Here is a 15,865-nt window from a genome sequence, read left to right on the forward strand (position 1 = left end):
GTCAGGCCGCCTGTGCGGGGATCGAGTCGTTGGTGTGGGTCAGGCGGTTGTCGCCGTCGACGTACACCAGGGTCGGCTTGAACTTCGCCGCCTCGGCCTCGTCGCAGTGGCCATAGGCGCAGATGATCACCAGGTCGCCGACGTTCGCGCAGTGGGCGGCCGCGCCGTTGACCGAGATGATCCCGCTGCCTTCCTCGGCGCGGATCGCGTAGGTCACGAAGCGGTGGCCGCTGTCGATGTTGTAGACGTGGATCTGCTCGTACTCGCGGATGCCCGAGATGTCGAGCAGGCGCCCGTCGATCGCGCACGAGCCCTCGTAGTGCAGCTCGGCGTGGGTGACGGTGGCGCGGTGGATCTTGGCCTTGAGCAGGTTCAGGTGCATTTGGTTTCCGGCCGCGTGGGGGCGGTTGTCGACAGCCGCCAATTCTAGCAAGCACCCGGCTGACAGCGCAGTGAGCGCCAGCCCGCGCAGCCTGCTACAGCCTGAACTCCAGGTTGTCGATCAGCCGCGTGTCGCCCAGGCGCGCGGCGACGAGCGCCACCCGTCCGCCGTCGTCGACGCCGGGGGCTTCGGGCTCCAGCAGGTCGTGGCGGCGCAGGACCGCGTAATCCACCACGAAGCCGGCCGCCTCCAGGCGCTCGCAGGCCTCCTGCTCGACCAGCTGCCGCGGCCGCGCAGCGCGTGCCGCCTCGGCCATGCCTTCCAGCACGCGCCGGATCTCCGCGGCGACCGGACGCTGTTCCGGCGCCAGGTACTGGTTGCGCGAGCTCATCGCCAGGCCGTCGTCCTCGCGCAGGATGTCGGCGGCGACCAGTTCTATGGGGAAGGCCAGGTCACGGACCATGTAGCGGATCACCGCCAGCTGCTGGTAGTCCTTGCGCCCGAACACCGCGACGTCCGGCTGCACCTGGTTGAACAGTCGCGCGACCACCGTGGCGACGCCATCGAAATGCCCGGGCCGGTGCGCGCCCTCCAGCACTTCGGTGATGCCGGGGACCTGCACCCGCACCGCGGCTTCCGGCCCATAGGGATAGACCACCTCCACCGCGGGCATCCAGGCCACGTCGGCGCCGGCACTGCGCAGGCCCTCGACGTCGGCCTCGGGAGTGCGCGGGTAGCGGTCGTAGTCCTCGCCGGGCCCGAACTGGGTCGGATTGACGAACACGCTCACCACCACCCGGTCGGCGTGGCGGCGGGCAAGCTCGACCAGCGAGAAGTGCCCGCCGTGGAGGTTGCCCATGGTCGGCACCAGCGCAACGCGCAGCCCTTCCGCGCGCCACGCGGCCACGCATTCGCGCAGCCTGGCCAGGTCCCTGATCACGTCCGTCATCTTCCGTTCGCTCCCCTCTCCACGCAGGCATGCGGCACTGTCGCCGGCACGCGCCCTGCCCCGCTCAGGTATACGAATGCTCCGCCGCCGGGAACCGGCCCTCGCGTACCGCCTCCGCATAGGCGCGCATCGCCCCGACGATCGATCCGCCTTCGGCCAGGAAATCCTTGACGAACTTCGGCCGCCGGTGGCCGCTGTCCATCCCCAGCATGTCGTGCAGCACCAGCACCTGGCCGTCGCAGTGCGGCCCGGCACCGATGCCGATGGTCGCCACTTCGATCTCCGCGGTGATCGCTTCCGCCAATCCCGAGGGCACGCCTTCCAGCACGACAAGCTCGGCACCGGCCTCGACCACCTGCCGCGCCTGCTCGCGCAGCAGCATCGCGGTCGCGTCGTCGCGCCCCTGGACCTTGTAGCCGCCCATGCGCAACACCGCCTGCGGCGTCAGCCCCAGGTGCGAGCAGACCGGGATCTCGCGCTCGACCAGGTGGCGGATGACCTCCAGCTTCGGTCCGGCGCCCTCGATCTTCACCATCGCCGCGCCGGCGCGCAGGAAGGCGGTGGCCGCATCCAGCGCCCGCTGCGGGCTGGCGTCGCCCTGGAACGGCATGTCGGCGACCAGCAGCGCGTAACGCAGGGAGCGCGCGACGCAGGCGGTGTGGTAGGCGATGTCCTCCACCGTCACCGGCAGCGTGCTGTCGTGGCCCTGCATCACCATGCCCAGGGAATCCCCCACCAGGACCAGGTCCACGCCGGCGGCGTCCACCGCGCGCGCGAAGCTCGCGTCGTAGCAGGTCAGCATCGCCATGCGGCGGCCGTCCTGCTTTGCCGCGCGCAACATCGGCACCGTCCAGGGCTTGCGTGTCACCCGGTCGGGATTCGCGGGCGCGGGGCCCGTGGCGTGGATCGACATGGCTCAGTTCCGCGGCGCGTGGGGGGACGCCGGATCATCGGCATACGGTAGCGCTTCGATCGCGCCGGTGGCCAATCCGGCCAGGGCCTCGCGCGCCGGCCCGCGGCCGGGGATCACTGCCTCCGGCCATGCCTCCAGCAAGGGCACCAGGGCGAACGCGCGCTCGTGCAGGTGCGGATGCGGGACGGTCAGCCCGGGCACGTCGATGCGCTGGTCGCCGAACAGCAGCAGGTCGAGGTCCAGCACCCGCGGCCCCCAGCGGTCGGTTCCGTCCGGGCTGCGCACCCGGCCGGCTTCGCGCTCGATGCCCAGCATCGCTTCCAGCAGCACCACCGGGCCCAGCGTGGTGCGCAGCCGCGCGGCCGCATTGATGAAGTCGGGCTGGTCGAGCACGCCCCAGGCCGGCGTGCGGTACAGGCGCGAAGCGCTGGCCACGCGGGTACCGGGCAGCCGGCCGAGTGCGCCCAGGGCGGCGCGCACGCGGGCGACGCTGTCGCCCTGGTTGCTGCCCAGGCCGACCACCGCGTCGACGGTCGTGGTCACTGGAGTGGTCCCTAGCCCTGCCCGGAGGTGGCGGGACGCCGCCGGCGCCGGCGGCGGCGCTGGGGAGCCGGGGAATCCGGATCGTCCTCCGTCGCGCCGTCTCCGTCCCCGTCGAACCGCGGCGCGCGTGGGCCGGAACCGGACGCGACGGCCTGTGCTCCCTCCCCCGATGCCTGCAGCTCGCGCCAGTACTCCACGTCGGCCGCATGGCTGTCGGACCCGGCCAGGCGGATCGCCAGGAAGTCGAACGCGGCCCGGAACCGCCGGTGCGCGAGCATCCGCATCACCCGCTTGCGCTGGCGCAGGCCGAAGCGCGCCTGCAGCAGCCAGATCTCCTGCATCGGCACCGAGAACCGGCGCGGCAGCGCGACCATGTCGAGCTGGCGCACGGTGACCCGGTCGGCGGCGCGGCGCTGGGCATCGGCCGGCGCCAGCCCGTCGCGCTCCAGCTGCACCAGGGTGCGGCAGTACGCCGGCCACAGCAGCAGCGCGAACAGGAAGGCCGGGGAGACCGGCTCGTCTTCGGCCACCCGGCGGTCGGTATCGCGCAGGCCGGCGAGCACCACACGGCGCAGCGCGCCGCTGCGGTTGGCCCGCAGCGCGCGGCCGGTCTCCGGGAACAGCACCTCCAGCAGGCCATGCTTCTCCAGGCCGAGGAAGCTCTTTTCGCCGTGGCCGGACAGGAACAGCTTCAGGCACTCCTCCCACAGGCGCGCAGGCGCGGACTGCACCAGCAGCGGTGCCAGCACCGGCAGCGGCGCCGCGGTGGCCGGCTCGATGTCGAAGTCGAGCTTCGCCGCCAGCCGCACCGCGCGCAGCATGCGCACGGGGTCCTCGTGGTAGCGGGTTTCCGGGTCGCCGATCAGGCGCATGACCCGGTCCTGCACGTCCTGGAAGCCGCCGGTGTAGTCGCGCACCGAGAAGTCCTCGATGGCGTAGTACAACGCGTTGGCGGTGAAGTCGCGGCGGACGGCGTCGTCCTCGATCGTGCCGTAGACGTTGTCGCGGACCAGCCGGCCGTCCTCCGCGGCATGGCGCGCGCCACTGCCATCGTCGTCGTTGGCGCGGAAGGTCGCGACCTCGATGATCTCGCGGCCGAACACCACGTGTGCGAGGCGGAAACGCCGGCCGATCAGCCGGCAGTTGCGGAACAGCTGGCGGACCTGCTCGGGCGTGGCGTCGGTCGCCACGTCGAAGTCCTTGGGACGTCCACCGATCAGCAGGTCGCGTACCGCGCCCCCGACCAGGTAGGCACCATAGCCACCCTCGCGCAGGCGGTAGAGCACGCGCAACGCGTTGTGGCTGATGTCCTTGCGGGAGACGTTGTGCTGCTCGCGCGGGATGACCCGCAGCACGGGTTCGGGTAGGGGGTGATTTGGTGGCATCAGGCGGGCATCGCCGCAGGTTGGAAAATCGTGAAGGAACCGTTGCCGAACGCAACGCAGCCCCATATACTAGCAAGCCGCGCAGCCCTGATGGCAGCGGCGCGGAAAACCTGCTCCCTTCGTCTAGTGGTCTAGGACGTAGCCCTCTCAAGGCTAAAACACGGGTTCGAGTCCCGTAGGGAGCGCCAAATCCGGAGGCCCGCACAGCAATGTGCGGGCCTTCTTCATTCCACCCCCTGCCGCCCGCTGCCGGGGACCGGCCGGTACAATGGCCGGGTCGCAACCACGGACCCTGCAATGCCCTTCGTCGTCACCGAGAACTGCATCAAGTGCAAGTACACCGACTGCGTCGAGGTGTGCCCGGTCGACTGCTTCCATGAAGGGCCGAATTTCCTGGTGATCGACCCGGAGGAGTGCATCGACTGCACGCTGTGCGAGCCGGAGTGCCCGATCAACGCGATCTACCCCGAGGACGACGTCCCCGCCGGGCAGGAGCACTTCGTCGAGCTCAACGCCGAGCTGTCGAAGGAATGGCCGGTGATCACCGCGCGCAAGGAGCCCTTCGACGACGCGGCCGACTGGGACGGCAAGCCCGGCAAGCTGGCGTTGTTGGAGCGGTAAGGGCGCGGAGCCGCGTGCATCCGGCGCAATACGGCGTTCCGCCTATTGCGCCCTACCCGGGCAACGTAGGGCGCAATAGCCGCCTTGGCGGCGTATTGCGCCGCATGCGTCAATCGGCGCCGATCCCCGCGCGCAGGCTCGCCATCAGGGCCTCGACCTCCGGCCCCGTCGCCGGCGCCCCGCGCGGATCCACCGCCGACACCCGCACGCCATCCACGCCCTCGGTCACGCGCACCAGGAACGCCGCGCCCTGGTACTGCAGGTCGAACGCGCCCAGCAGCTCGGCACGGCTTGTGACCTCGACGCCTTCCATGCCCGACAGGATCCCGTCGACCGCCTGGTAGACGTCGGTGCGGTCGCCGCCGGTCACCGTGAACCCGGTGGCGTCGGCGGCGCGCGCCTGCTGCGCGGCCGCGACGGCGCCCGAGGCGGTCACCGACCCGGTGGGCGCGGCACCCGCGGCGGCGTCGACCGCGTCCATCTCCGGCGGGACCTCCAGCGGGCGGTCCTCGGGGGCCATGCCGTAGAGCTCGTCGCCACGACGGAACCAGCCGCAGCCGGAGGTCGCCACCATGGTGCCCAGCGCGAGGCCGGCCAGCGCCAGGCGGGGAGCGGAAAGATTGAGGTGCATGCGTTTCTCCGGTTCAACCCGCGCCCTGGGCGCAGGCGGTTTCGATGTCGTGGCAGGCCGCGGCGATGCGCCCGGCCGTGTCCTGGTGTTGTTGCGAGAGTGGCAGCAGCGGGCGCCGCAGCCCGTGGCCGATGCCCTGTCGCTGCAGCAGCGCCTTGACCGGCACCGGGTTGGGCTCAACGCCCATGAAGTCGACGATCGGCGCCAGCCGGGCGTCCAGTTCGCTCGCCTGCCCCGCCTCGCCGGCACGGGCCAGGTCGCACAGGCGGCGGAAGGCGCGGGGAACCACGTTCGAAGCCACCGACACCACGCCGTCGGCGCCGGACTGCATCGCACGGCAGGCGGTGGGATCGTCGCCACTGAGCACGGCGAAGTCGCGGGAGCGCAACGCGACCAGCGCCTCCATGCGTTCCGGTTCCGGCCGCGCCTCCTTGACCCCGACGATGCGCGCGTGCCCCGCCAGCGCCGCGACCGTCTCCGGCAGCATGTCGCACCCGGTCCGACCCGGCACGTTGTAGAGCAGCACCGGCAGCGCGCCGTCGTCCGCCACCGCGCGGTAGTGCGCCAGCAGGCCCTCCTGGGTGGGGCGCACGTACGGCGGGGTGACAACCAGCGCGGCATCCGCGCCCAGGCCCGCGGCGCGGCGGGTCAGCTCGATGGTCTTGGACGTGTTGGACAGCCCGGTCCCCGCGATCACCGGAACCCTTCCCGCGACCACCTCCACCGCGCAGCGCACCAGTGCGTCGTACTCGGCGTCCAGCAGTGCGGCCGCTTCGCCGGTCGAGCCGGCCACCACCAGCGCCTGGGTACCCGCCTGCAGCTGCAACTCGAGGAAACGGCGCCAGGCTTCGAGGTCGACCTCGCCGCTGGCATCGAACGGGGTGGCCAGCGCGGTGATGCTGCCGGAAGGTCGCAAGGGAGAAGGCCTCGTGTCGGGGCCTTCGGATGTTACTTGCGGCCCGAAAGCAGCGGCAAGTATGCTGGCTCCGAGCCGCCGCCCGCCCTGGGGCGGCGCGTCCGTTTGCACGGCGCCGGCCCGGCGCGACCGCCCCTTCCGCACAGGCGATGCCTTGAACGACCCCACCCCACGCCCGACCACCAACGAGAACCACCTGCTCATCAATGCGTTCACCACGCATCCGCAGTCCCCACTGCTGCAGGTGACCCGGCGCGTGGCCGACAGCGGGTGCAACATGCTCGACGCGCGGCTGTCGACGGTGGGGCGCGACATCACCCTGACCGCGCTGGCGGTGGGTTCGTGGGACGCGATCGCCAAGCTCGAATCCTCGCTGTCGCGGCTGGAGCGCGAGGACGGCCTGAAGCTGATGTGGTACCGCACCGGCGACAAGCAGGTGCAGACCGACCTGCTGCCCTACATCGTCGAGGTGGTCGCCGCCGACAAGCCGGGCATTACCTTCCAGCTCGCCGACTTCTTCGACCGCCAGGGCATCAGCATCGAGAGCCTGCACTGCTCCCGCTACCGGGCGATGCAGACCGGCGCGGACATGTACTCGGCCCAGGTCACCATCGGCGTGCCGGCGCGCATGCACATCGCCGCGCTGCGCGACGACTTCCTGGAGTTCTGCGACCACCTCAACCTCGATGCCATCATGGACCCGATGAAGTTCTGAGGAGCGCAATGAGCAAGACCGATTCGCCCGACGCGGGCGCGAGGGTTCCGGCAGGCCTGCAACTGCCGCTCTCCGATGGCAGCACCACCACCCTGGGCGCGTACGCCGGCAAGTGGCTGGTGCTGTATTTCTATCCGAAGGACCACACGCCCGGCTGCACCACCGAGGGCCGCGACTTCGACGCGCTGCTGCCGGAGTTCCAGGCGCTGGGCGCGGAGATCCTCGGCGTCTCGCGCGACTCGGCGAAGACCCACTCCAACTTCCGCGCCAAGCAGGGCTTCCGGTTCGAGCTGGTGGCCGACAAGGAAGAAACCGTCTGCAACGCCTTCGGCGTGATCGCGGAGAAGAACATGTACGGCCGGAAGGTGATGGGCATCGTGCGCAGCACCTTCCTGATCGACCCGGAGGGCGTCGTCGCCCACCGCTGGCAGCCGGTGAAGGTGCCAGGCCACGCCCAGGCCGTGCTCGACGAATTGAAGGCACGCCAGCAGCCCTGACCGGAAGCCCCAACATGACCCGAGGCAAGCGGATCTACGTGCTCGACACCAACGTGTTGATGCACGACCCCACGGCGCTGTTCAAGTTCGAGGAGCACGACGTCTACCTGCCGATGCAGGTGATCGAGGAGCTCGACAACGGCAAGAAGGGCACCTCCGAGGCCAGCCGCAACGCACGCCAGGTCAGCCGCTTCCTCAACGAGCTGGTGGAGGCCGCCGGCACCGGGCAGGTCACCGCCGGGGTCCCGCTGCAACGCCCCCAGGGGCTGCAGTTGCGCGGGGCGCAGAGCGCCGGCTGCCTGCGCTTCCAGACCGGCAACTTCGACGCCGGCAAGCGCTTCGGCGCGGTGGTGCCCGACAACGCCATCCTCGGGGCGATCCTGGCCCTGAAGGAGGCCGAGCCGGACATGCCGGTGGTGTTCGTTTCCAAGGACATCAACCTGCGGATCAAGGCGGCGATCGCCGGCATCGACTCGGAGGACTACGAGAACGACCGCGCCCTCGACGATTTCAGCCTGCTCTACACCGGCGCGCGCGAGCTGGAGCCCGACTTCTGGCGCGGCCACGGCACCGACCTGAAGTCCTGGACCGAGCGCGGCCGCACCTGGTACGAGCTCACCGCCGCCGACGGGGAGGACTGGTATCCCAACCAGTTCGTCTACCTGCCCGGCGAGGAGGAGGCCGAGCTGCAGGTGATGGAGGTCGACGGCGATCGCGTCCGCCTGCGGCTGGTGGAGGATTATCGCAGCGGCCACTCGGTGTGGGGCATCAGCGCGCGCAACCGCGAGCAGAACTTCGCCCTCAACGCGCTGATGGACCCGGACATCGACTTCGTCACCCTGCTCGGCACCGCCGGCACCGGCAAGACCCTGCTGGCGCTCGCCGCGGGGCTGGCCCAGGTGATGGACGAGCGGCGCTACCGCGAGGTGATCATGACCCGCGCGACGGTGAGCGTTGGCGAGGACATCGGCTTCCTGCCGGGCACCGAGGAAGAAAAGATGACGCCCTGGATGGGCGCGTTGACCGACAACCTCGAGGTGCTCACCCAGGACCAGGAGGGCGGCAGCTGGGGCCGCCAGGCCACCAACGACCTGCTGGCCAGCCGGATCAAGATCCGCTCGCTGAACTTCATGCGCGGGCGCACCTTCCTCTCGCGCTGGCTGATCCTGGACGAGGCCCAGAACCTCACGCCCAAGCAGATGAAGACCCTGGTCACGCGCGCCGGCCCGGGCACCAAGATCATCTGCCTCGGCAACGTCGAGCAGATCGACACCCCGTACCTGACCGAGACCACCTCGGGGCTGACCTACGCGGTGGACCGGTTCAAGGACTGGCCGCACGCCGCGCACATCACCCTGCGTCGGGGCGAGCGCTCGCGGTTGGCGGACTACGCATCCGAGGTGTTGTGACCCCCGTAGGGTGCGATAGGCGCAGCCGTATCGCACCGAGCGCCGGAGCGGGCGCCATGGTTCGCCATCCGGTGCAATACGCCGCCCCCGAGGGCGGCTATTGCACCCTACGCGTGTCCGGCCGTGCGGCGACCCAGGACAGGGCCTCGGCCAATCCGGCGAAATACCGCGGCGGTTCATCGTCGCGCGACACCAGTTCCGCGCGAACGAGCTTGCGCAGCACGCGCTGGTTGGCGCCGACCAGCACCACGTGCACGCCGCGCCCTCCCAGTGACTCGACGGTGGATTCCAGGCGCTTGATGCCGGTGGCATCGAGCACCGGCATGCGCTCCAGCCGCAGCACCAGGTAGCGCGGCGGCTCGCTGCCCCACGACAGCGCCCGCTGCAGCGAGTCCACCGAGCCGTAGAAGAACGGCCCGTTGATCGAGTAGACCATCACCCCCGGCGGAAGCGACTCGATGCCGAGCCCTTCCAGTTCGCGCCGCAGCGACTGCGGCTTCTCCTCGACGACCTCGACGCTGGCGGACATCCGGCGCAGGAACTCGAACATCGCCAGGATCACGCCGATGTTCACCGCCACCACCAGGTCGGTGACGATGGTCAGCGCGAAGGTGATCAGCAGGATCGCCATGTCCGGCCGGGGCGCGCGGCGGGCCATGCGCAGGAAGCGCCGCGCCTCGCTCATGTTCCAGGCCACCACGAACAGGATGGCGGCCAGGGCAGCCAGCGGCACCCTGCCGGCCAGCGGGGCGAGCACCAGCAGCACCAACACCAGGAACACCGAGTGCACCACGCCGGCGAGCGGCCCGGTGGCGCCGTTGCGGAAGTTGGTGGCGGTGCGCGCCAGGGCGCCGGTGGCGGCGATGCCCCCGAACAGCGGCGAGAGGATGTTGGCGATCCCCTGCCCCACCAGCTCCTGGTTGGAGTCGTGGCGGGTGCCCGCCATGCCGTCGGCGATCACCGCCGACAGCAGCGACTCGATCGCCCCGAGCATGGCGATGGTGAAGGCCGCCGGCAGCAGCATCACCACCTTGTCGAAGCTCATCTCGGGCCAGGCGAAGGAAGGCAGCCCGCGCGGGATCGCGCCGAAAGTTGACTCGATCGTCGCCACGCCGGGGAGCGGGAACGCGGTGATGAACACCGTCGCCGCCACCATCGCCAGCAAGGGACCGGGTACCTTCCCCAGGCCCGGGATCCGCGGTCCCCAGAGCACCAGCGCGAGGCTACCCAGCCCCACCAGCGTGGTCGGCACGTGCAGCCCGGGCAGCGCCCGCAGCAGGTTCCAGGCCGTCTGGTAGAAGCGCTCGCCCGGCACGTCGGGCAGGCCGAAGAAGTACTGCCACTGCCCCACCCAGATGATCACGGCGATGCCCGCGGTGAAACCGACGATGACCGGGTCGGGGATGTAGCGGATCACCGCACCGAAGCGGGCCAGCCCCATCAGCACCAGCATCACGCCGGCCATCAGCGTGGCCAGCAGCAGGCCTTCCACCCCGAACTGCGCGACCACCCCCGCCAGGATGACGATGAAGGCGCCGGTCGGGCCGGCGATCTGGATCCGGGTGCCACCGAACAGCGCCACAGCGGCGCCGGCGATGATCGCGGTGTACAGGCCCTGCTCGGGCTTCACCCCCGAGGCGATCGCGAACGCCATCGCCAGCGGCAACGCCACCACGCCGACGATGAGTCCGGCGCCGATGTTGGGCGCCCAGTGCGCGCGCTTGAACAGGCCGGCGCGCCAGGCCTCGCGGATGGCGATCATCCCGCCATTGTAGGACCGCCCGCACGGATCGGAGACAATGGCGCGCATGCAGACCGATCACTTCCTCCCGCCCTGCGCGCTGACCATCGCCGGCTCCGACTCCGGTGGCGGCGCGGGCATCCAGGCCGACCTCAAGGCCTTCGCCGCCCATGGCGTGCACGGACTCAGCGTACTTGCCGCGCTCACCGCGCAGCACACCCGCGGGGTCACCGCCGTGCACGTGCCCGATCCGGGTTTCCTGCGCGCGCAGCTCGATGCCTGCTTCGACGACTTCCGCATTCCCGCGGTGAAGCTGGGCATGCTGGCCAACGCCGCGGTGATCCACGCCGTCGCCGACGCGCTGGAGCACTACCGCCCCGCCTGCGTGGTGGTGGACCCGGTGATGATCTCCACCTCCGGCGCCCGCCTGCTGGAAGCCGACGCGCTCGATGCCGTCCGCGATCGGCTGCTGCCGCTTGCGTCACTGGTCACCCCGAACCTGCCGGAGGCCGAGTTGCTGCTCGGCCACGCGATCCCGGACCTCGCGGCAATGCACGAGGCCGCCGGGGAGCTGCGCGCCTCCGGCGTGGCCGCCGTCCTGCTCAAGGGCGGCCACCTGGAGGACGGCGGCAACGAAGTCCCGGACCTGTTCGTCGACGAATCGACCACCGAGGTGATCACCCATCCCAGGCTGGACCTGGAATCGCACGGCACCGGCTGCACGCTCGCTTCGGCCGTGGCCGCGAACCTGGCGCTGGGCAAGCCGATGCGGCAGGCGTGCGTGGACGCCTCCGACTACGTCCACCGCGCCCTGCGCGGCAGCTACCGCCCCGGCAAGGGGAAGGTGGTGGTGCTGGACCACTTCGGCGCCGCCCGCTGCTGATGCGAGCGCTGCAGCTCCCGGTTCACGCCGGTGCGCACGAGTGGGAACTGATCGCCCGCATTCCGGACGCGCCGCGCCTGCGGCTGCTGTGGCTGCCTGCGCTCGGCGTGTCGGCCCGCAACTACGTGCCCCTGGCGGAGGCGCTTGCGGAGCGCGGCGTGGCGGTGTTCCTGCACGAGTGGCGTGGTGCGGGCAGCAGCAACCTGCGCGCGGGGCGCGGCTGCGACTGGGGGTATCGCGAGCTGCTGGCCGAGGACATCCCGGCCAGCCTGCAGGCGATGCGCGACGCGCTGCCCGATACCACTGACACGCGCCTGGGCGGGCACAGCCTGGGCGGACAGCTGGCCGCGTGCAGCCTTGCCCTGCATCCCGCCAGCGCGACAGGCCTGTGGCTGGTGGGCAGCGGCGCGCCGTACTGGCGCGCCTTTCCCACCCCGCTGCGCTGGGGCCTGCCGCTGGTGTACCGGTTCCTGCCGTGGCTTACCCGCCGCTTGGGTGCACTGCCTGGCCGCAGGCTCGGGTTCGGCGGGAACGAGGCACGCGGGGTCATCCACGACTGGGCGCGCAGCGGATTGTCCGGGCGCTACGCAGCGCGCGGACTGGACGTGGACCTCGAGGCCGCGCTGGCGCGCGCCGCGCCGAGGGTCCGGGCGGTGGTGCTGGCCGAAGACTGGATGGCGCCGCGGGGCTCGCTCCTGTTCCTCGTGGGCAAGATGCCGCAGGCGCGGCCCACGATCATGGAACTCGACCGGGACGCCGCCGGCGCGGAGCCGGATCACTTTTCCTGGATGCAGGCGCCTGCTGGCGTGGCGGACGCACTGGCCGGCGACTGAGCCGGGAAAAACAAAAAAGCCGGCGGCGGATGCCGTCGGCTTTTTGTTCTTTCTGGCGCGCCCGGAAGGATTCGAACCTCCGACCCCCAAGTTCGTAGCCTGGTGCTCTATCCAGCTGAGCTACGGGCGCGTAGTCGAAAAATTATGACGGGAGATGCTGCGTCCGTCAACAGCTTTTTCAGGCTGCCGCCGCTCGGAAGCGACGTGTGCAACTGGCGGAGAGTGAGGGATTCGAACCCTCGATAGAGCTATAAACCCTATACTCCCTTAGCAGGGGAGCCCCTTCAGCCACTCGGGCAACTCTCCGCACGAAACCTTGTGCGGGCGGGAAGCATAACGGCTCCCCCCTGCCTGGTAAACCCTCAGGGAGCGTCTTCTTCCGTCGCGTCCTGCCCCGGCTCCTCGCCGCGCTGGATGCGCTGGTAGATCTCCTCCCGATGGACCGCTACGTCCTTCGGCGCAGTAATGCCGATCCGGACCTGGTTGCCCTTGACCCCGAGCACGGTCACCGTGACCGCATCGCCGATCATCAGGGTCTCACCGACGCGACGCGTCAGTATAAGCATTGGTGTTCTCCTTGGCCGACGCCCTGGGCGCCGGAATATGCACCCGGGCGCGTGACAGCCACGCCAACTCCCGGATATAAACGCGAAGTGTCGCCTTCGCCGGTCGCAAGCGACAAGCGAAGGAAGTCACGGGTCAGGCTTTGCCCAGTTTGCCGGCAACCCAGCCAGGGACCCCGGCCAGTGCCGGCACCAGGTCGGGGCTGTCCTCGCCGCCGCCCTGTGCCATGTCCGGGCGGCCACCGCCCTTGCCATTGACCTGCCCCGCCACGTGCGAGAGCAGCTCGCCGGCCTTGACCCGGCCCAGCGCCGAACCACTGACGCCTGCCACCAGTGCCGCCTTTCCATCGCGCACACCGGCAAGGACGATTACGGCATCGACCAGCTGTTGCTTGAGCCGGTCGAGCGCATCGCGGAGCGACCTGGCGTCCAGGCCTTCGACCCGCGCCGCCAGCACCTTGATCCCGTCCACGTCCACCGCCGAAGCGCCCAGGTCCGCGGTCGCGCCGGAGGCGGCGCGCGCCTTGAGCGTGTCGAGCTCGCGCTCGAGCTTCTTCTGCCGCTCGAGCAGCGCCTGCAGCTTGTCGGGGACCTCGGCAGTGGTACCGCCCAGCAGCCGGGCGGCGCTCGCCAGCCGCGCCTGCTCGGCGGCGACGTGGTCGAGCGCGCCCTGGCCGGTCACCGCCTCGATGCGGCGCACGCCCGCGGACACGCCGCCTTCGGACAGGATCTTGAACAACCCGATGTCGCCGGTGCGCGTGACGTGGGTGCCGCCGCACAGCTCGGTGGACGCGTCGCCCATCCGCAGCACGCGGACCTGGTCGCCGTACTTCTCGCCGAACAGGGCGATGGCACCGTACTCCAGCGCCTCCTGCATGCCCATGTGGCGGGCCTCGGTGGGGTGGTTGGCGCGGATCTCGGCGTTCACCCGCTTCTCGATCTCCGCCAGCTGCTCCGGCGTCACCGGCTGGCCGTGGGAGAAGTCGAAGCGCAACCGGTCCGGGGCCACCAGCGAACCCTTCTGCACCACGCCCTCGCCCAGCAGCTGGCGCAGCGCGGCGTGCAGCAGGTGGGTGGCGGAGTGGTTGAGCACCGTCGCGGCGCGGCGGTCACCATGCACGCGGCCCGCGAGCGACTCGCCGACGCGGAGCGTGCCGGCCTCCAGCGTGCCCACGTGGCCGTGGAACTGGCCGGCGAACTTGCGGGTGTCGTCGACCTTGAAGCGGGCGCCCTGGCTTTCGAGCACGCCGATGTCGCCGACCTGCCCGCCGCCCTCGGCGTAGAACGGGGTGCGGTCCAGGAACACGACCGCTTCCTGGCCCTCTTCGACCGACTCCACGGCGCGGCCGTCGCGCAGCAGCGCGAGCACGCGCAGCCCGTCGGAGTCCAGCGCCTCGTAGCCGAGGAAATCGGTCGCCGGCAACTGCGCCGCCAGCTCCGCCGGCATCGCACCGGCATTGCCGAACCGGCCGGCGGCACGGGCCGCCTGGCGCTGCTGCTCCATCGCCGCGTCGAAGCCTTCCACGTCGACCTCCAATCCACGCTCGCGCGCGATGTCCTGGGTCAGGTCCAGCGGGAAGCCGTAGGTGTCGTACAGGCGGAACGCATCGGCGCCCGGGATGGTCCCGTGTGAACGGGACGCCACGTCGTCGAAGATGCGCATGCCCGAGTCGAGCGTTTCGGCGAAGCGCTCCTCCTCGGCGCGCAGCGTCGCCTCGATGAAGTCGCGCCGGTGCGAGAGTTCCGGATAGGCCTCGCCCATCACCTCGATCAGCGGGCCGAGCATGCGGTGGAAGAACGGCTGCTTCTGGCCGAGCATCCAGCCGTGGCGCAGCGCCCGGCGGATGATGCGGCGCATGACGTAGCCACGGCCCTCGTTGGACGGCAGCACGCCGTCGATCACCAGGAAGGCGCAGGCGCGGATGTGGTCGGCGATCACGCGCAGCGACTTGTGGTCCAGGTCAGCGGTGCCGGTCAGCTCGGCGGCCGCGGCGATCAGGCGCTGGAAGATGTCGATCTCGTAGTTGCCGTGCTTGCCCTGCAGCACCGCGGCGATGCGCTCCAGGCCCATCCCGGTGTCCACGCACGGGGCCGGCAGCGGCGCCAGGGTCCCGTCGGGCTGGCGGTCGAACTGCATGAAGACCAGGTTCCAGATCTCGATGAAGCGGTCGCCGTCCTCGTCGGGGGAACCCGGGGGGCCGCCGAAGTACTGCTCGCCGTGGTCGTAGAAGATCTCGGTGCACGGACCGCACGGGCCGGTATCGGCCATCTGCCAGAAGTTGTCCGAGGCGTACGGCGCGCCCTTGTTGTCACCGATGCGGATGATCCGCTCCTCCGGCACGCCGATCTGGTCGCGCCAGATGGCGTAGGCCTCGTCGTCGGTCTGGTAGACGGTGACCGTCAGGCGCTCGGCAGGAAGCCCCCACACCCCGGTGAGCAGCTCCCAGGCCCAGCGGATCGCGTCTTCCTTGAAGTAGTCGCCGAACGACCAGTTGCCCAGCATCTCGAAGAAGGTGTGGTGGCGGGCGGTGTAGCCGACCTGGTCGAGATCGTTGTGCTTGCCGCCCGCGCGCAGGCAACGCTGGACGTCGGCGGCGCGCACGTAGCCGGGCTTCTCGCTGCCCAGGAACACGTTCTTGAACTGCACCATCCCGGAGTTGGTGAACAGCAGCGTCGGGTCGTTGGCCGGGACCAGCGGAGCGGAAGGCACGACGGTGTGGCCGCGCTCGCGGAAGAACTCCAGGAATTCGCGACGGATCTCGGCGGTGCTGCGTACGGCTTGTGTGTTCATCACGGCGGCGGTTTGGACGGGTCGAGGCCCCGCCGGTCGGGGGCGGAGGCAATCGACCTAGCGTATCAGGGCGCGCCCGGCCGGTGGGCGCCG

General features: G+C 70.5%; 16 protein-coding genes and 3 tRNA genes. 7 read left to right on the forward strand and 12 right to left on the reverse strand.

What is annotated here, in order from left to right:
• Position 1: 1 nt before the first annotated feature.
• From panD to pcnB, 5 genes are all read right to left on the reverse strand, one after another.
• Positions 2–382 (reverse strand): aspartate 1-decarboxylase, encoded by a 381-nt coding sequence (gene panD, locus G545_RS0102485; RefSeq protein ID WP_027069008.1) that lies wholly within the window; start codon positions 380–382, stop codon positions 2–4.
• 94 nt (positions 383–476) lie between these two features.
• Positions 477–1,331, reverse strand: coding sequence for a pantoate--beta-alanine ligase (gene panC, locus G545_RS0102490; RefSeq protein WP_027069009.1), 855 nt, complete (start codon positions 1,329–1,331; stop codon positions 477–479).
• Positions 1,332–1,395: 64 nt separating this feature from the next.
• Positions 1,396–2,244 carry a 3-methyl-2-oxobutanoate hydroxymethyltransferase gene (panB, locus tag G545_RS0102495; RefSeq protein ID WP_052106501.1) on the reverse strand — a complete coding sequence of 283 codons (849 nt, stop codon included), beginning with the start codon at positions 2,242–2,244 and terminating at the stop codon, positions 1,396–1,398.
• A gap of 3 nt (positions 2,245–2,247) precedes the next feature.
• Complete coding sequence (folK, locus tag G545_RS13280) at positions 2,248–2,787, reverse strand: 2-amino-4-hydroxy-6-hydroxymethyldihydropteridine diphosphokinase (RefSeq protein ID WP_052106502.1); 540 nt, start codon at positions 2,785–2,787, stop codon at positions 2,248–2,250.
• A gap of 11 nt (positions 2,788–2,798) precedes the next feature.
• Entirely contained in the window at positions 2,799–4,238 is a 1,440-nt protein-coding gene (gene pcnB / locus G545_RS0102505; RefSeq protein WP_407059618.1) for a polynucleotide adenylyltransferase PcnB, read from the reverse strand.
• Positions 4,239–4,284: 46 nt separating this feature from the next.
• Here pcnB and G545_RS0102510 point away from each other — a divergent pair.
• Both G545_RS0102510 and fdxA read left to right on the forward strand, forming a co-directional pair.
• Positions 4,285–4,360, forward strand: a tRNA-Glu gene (locus G545_RS0102510).
• A 109-nt stretch (positions 4,361–4,469) separates the two neighbouring features.
• Positions 4,470–4,793: a ferredoxin FdxA gene (fdxA, locus tag G545_RS0102515; protein WP_027069012.1), complete on the forward strand. Its 324-nt coding sequence runs from the start codon at positions 4,470–4,472 to the stop codon at positions 4,791–4,793.
• A 109-nt stretch (positions 4,794–4,902) separates the two neighbouring features.
• On the opposite strand, the gene G545_RS0102520 is transcribed toward fdxA, so the two are convergent.
• Both G545_RS0102520 and dapA read right to left on the reverse strand, forming a co-directional pair.
• Positions 4,903–5,424: a hypothetical protein gene (locus G545_RS0102520; RefSeq protein WP_027069013.1), complete on the reverse strand. Its 522-nt coding sequence runs from the start codon at positions 5,422–5,424 to the stop codon at positions 4,903–4,905.
• A 13-nt stretch (positions 5,425–5,437) separates the two neighbouring features.
• Entirely contained in the window at positions 5,438–6,340 is a 903-nt protein-coding gene (dapA, locus tag G545_RS0102525; protein WP_027069014.1) for a 4-hydroxy-tetrahydrodipicolinate synthase, read from the reverse strand.
• Positions 6,341–6,494: 154 nt separating this feature from the next.
• Here dapA and G545_RS0102530 point away from each other — a divergent pair, with 154 nt between their 5' ends.
• From G545_RS0102530 to G545_RS0102540, 3 genes are read left to right on the forward strand one after another with little or no spacing between them, the layout of a single operon-like run.
• Entirely contained in the window at positions 6,495–7,055 is a 561-nt protein-coding gene (locus G545_RS0102530) for a glycine cleavage system protein R (RefSeq protein ID WP_027069015.1), read from the forward strand.
• 8 nt (positions 7,056–7,063) lie between these two features.
• A complete protein-coding gene (locus tag G545_RS0102535; RefSeq protein ID WP_027069016.1) occupies positions 7,064–7,552 on the forward strand; it encodes a peroxiredoxin in 489 nt (162 codons plus the stop codon).
• A gap of 14 nt (positions 7,553–7,566) precedes the next feature.
• The gene (locus tag G545_RS0102540) at positions 7,567–8,961 is read left to right on the forward strand and encodes a PhoH family protein (RefSeq protein WP_027069017.1); all 1,395 of its coding nucleotides are present in this window, start codon (positions 7,567–7,569) and stop codon (positions 8,959–8,961) included.
• Positions 8,962–9,058: 97 nt separating this feature from the next.
• Here G545_RS0102540 and G545_RS0102545 read toward each other — a convergent pair whose 3' ends face one another.
• Entirely contained in the window at positions 9,059–10,723 is a 1,665-nt protein-coding gene (locus G545_RS0102545; RefSeq protein WP_027069018.1) for a SulP family inorganic anion transporter, read from the reverse strand.
• Between the two features lie 46 nt (positions 10,724–10,769).
• Here G545_RS0102545 and thiD point away from each other — a divergent pair, with 46 nt between their 5' ends.
• Together thiD and G545_RS0102555 are read left to right on the forward strand one after the other, a co-directional pair.
• A complete protein-coding gene (gene thiD, locus G545_RS0102550) occupies positions 10,770–11,585 on the forward strand; it encodes a bifunctional hydroxymethylpyrimidine kinase/phosphomethylpyrimidine kinase (protein WP_027069019.1) in 816 nt (271 codons plus the stop codon).
• Positions 11,585–12,418, forward strand: coding sequence for an alpha/beta hydrolase family protein (locus tag G545_RS0102555; protein ID WP_052106503.1), 834 nt, complete (start codon positions 11,585–11,587; stop codon positions 12,416–12,418). The genes thiD and G545_RS0102555 overlap by 1 nt, the downstream gene beginning before the upstream one ends.
• Before the next feature lie 53 nt (positions 12,419–12,471).
• Here G545_RS0102555 and G545_RS0102560 read toward each other — a convergent pair.
• The 4 genes from G545_RS0102560 to alaS form a co-directional block, all read right to left on the reverse strand.
• Positions 12,472–12,548: transfer RNA gene (locus G545_RS0102560), tRNA-Arg, on the reverse strand.
• Positions 12,549–12,631: 83 nt separating this feature from the next.
• Positions 12,632–12,724: transfer RNA gene (locus G545_RS0102565), tRNA-Ser, on the reverse strand.
• Positions 12,725–12,780: 56 nt separating this feature from the next.
• Positions 12,781–12,984 (reverse strand): carbon storage regulator CsrA, encoded by a 204-nt coding sequence (csrA, locus tag G545_RS0102570; protein ID WP_027069021.1) that lies wholly within the window; start codon positions 12,982–12,984, stop codon positions 12,781–12,783.
• Positions 12,985–13,117: 133 nt separating this feature from the next.
• On the reverse strand, positions 13,118–15,772 hold the full coding sequence (gene alaS / locus G545_RS0102575; protein ID WP_027069022.1) for an alanine--tRNA ligase: 2,655 nt from the start codon (positions 15,770–15,772) through the stop codon (positions 13,118–13,120).
• Positions 15,773–15,865 lie beyond the last annotated feature (93 nt).

The organism is Lysobacter defluvii IMMIB APB-9 = DSM 18482, from assembly GCF_000423325.1.
Classification (GTDB): domain Bacteria; phylum Pseudomonadota; class Gammaproteobacteria; order Xanthomonadales; family Xanthomonadaceae; genus Novilysobacter; species Novilysobacter defluvii.

Bases quoted from the DNA above. Each gene is read 5' to 3' on its own strand.
- G545_RS0102555 (WP_052106503.1), top strand. From the start codon at position 11,585: ATGCGAGCGCTGCAGCTCCCGGTTCACGCCGGTGCGCACGAGTGGGAA.
- panD (WP_027069008.1), bottom strand. From the start codon at position 382: ATGCACCTGAACCTGCTCAAGGCCAAGATCCACCGCGCCACCGTCACC.
- G545_RS0102520 (WP_027069013.1), bottom strand. From the start codon at position 5,424: ATGCACCTCAATCTTTCCGCTCCCCGCCTGGCGCTGGCCGGCCTCGCG.
- fdxA (WP_027069012.1), top strand. From the start codon at position 4,470: ATGCCCTTCGTCGTCACCGAGAACTGCATCAAGTGCAAGTACACCGAC.
- pcnB (WP_407059618.1), bottom strand. From the start codon at position 4,238: ATGGGGCTGCGTTGCGTTCGGCAACGGTTCCTTCACGATTTTCCAACC.
- panC (WP_027069009.1), bottom strand. From the start codon at position 1,331: ATGACGGACGTGATCAGGGACCTGGCCAGGCTGCGCGAATGCGTGGCC.
- G545_RS0102545 (WP_027069018.1), bottom strand. From the start codon at position 10,723: ATGATCGCCATCCGCGAGGCCTGGCGCGCCGGCCTGTTCAAGCGCGCG.
- panB (WP_052106501.1), bottom strand. From the start codon at position 2,244: ATGTCGATCCACGCCACGGGCCCCGCGCCCGCGAATCCCGACCGGGTG.
- G545_RS0102535 (WP_027069016.1), top strand. From the start codon at position 7,064: ATGAGCAAGACCGATTCGCCCGACGCGGGCGCGAGGGTTCCGGCAGGC.
- thiD (WP_027069019.1), top strand. From the start codon at position 10,770: ATGCAGACCGATCACTTCCTCCCGCCCTGCGCGCTGACCATCGCCGGC.
- alaS (WP_027069022.1), bottom strand. From the start codon at position 15,772: ATGAACACACAAGCCGTACGCAGCACCGCCGAGATCCGTCGCGAATTC.
- G545_RS0102540 (WP_027069017.1), top strand. From the start codon at position 7,567: ATGACCCGAGGCAAGCGGATCTACGTGCTCGACACCAACGTGTTGATG.
- csrA (WP_027069021.1), bottom strand. From the start codon at position 12,984: ATGCTTATACTGACGCGTCGCGTCGGTGAGACCCTGATGATCGGCGAT.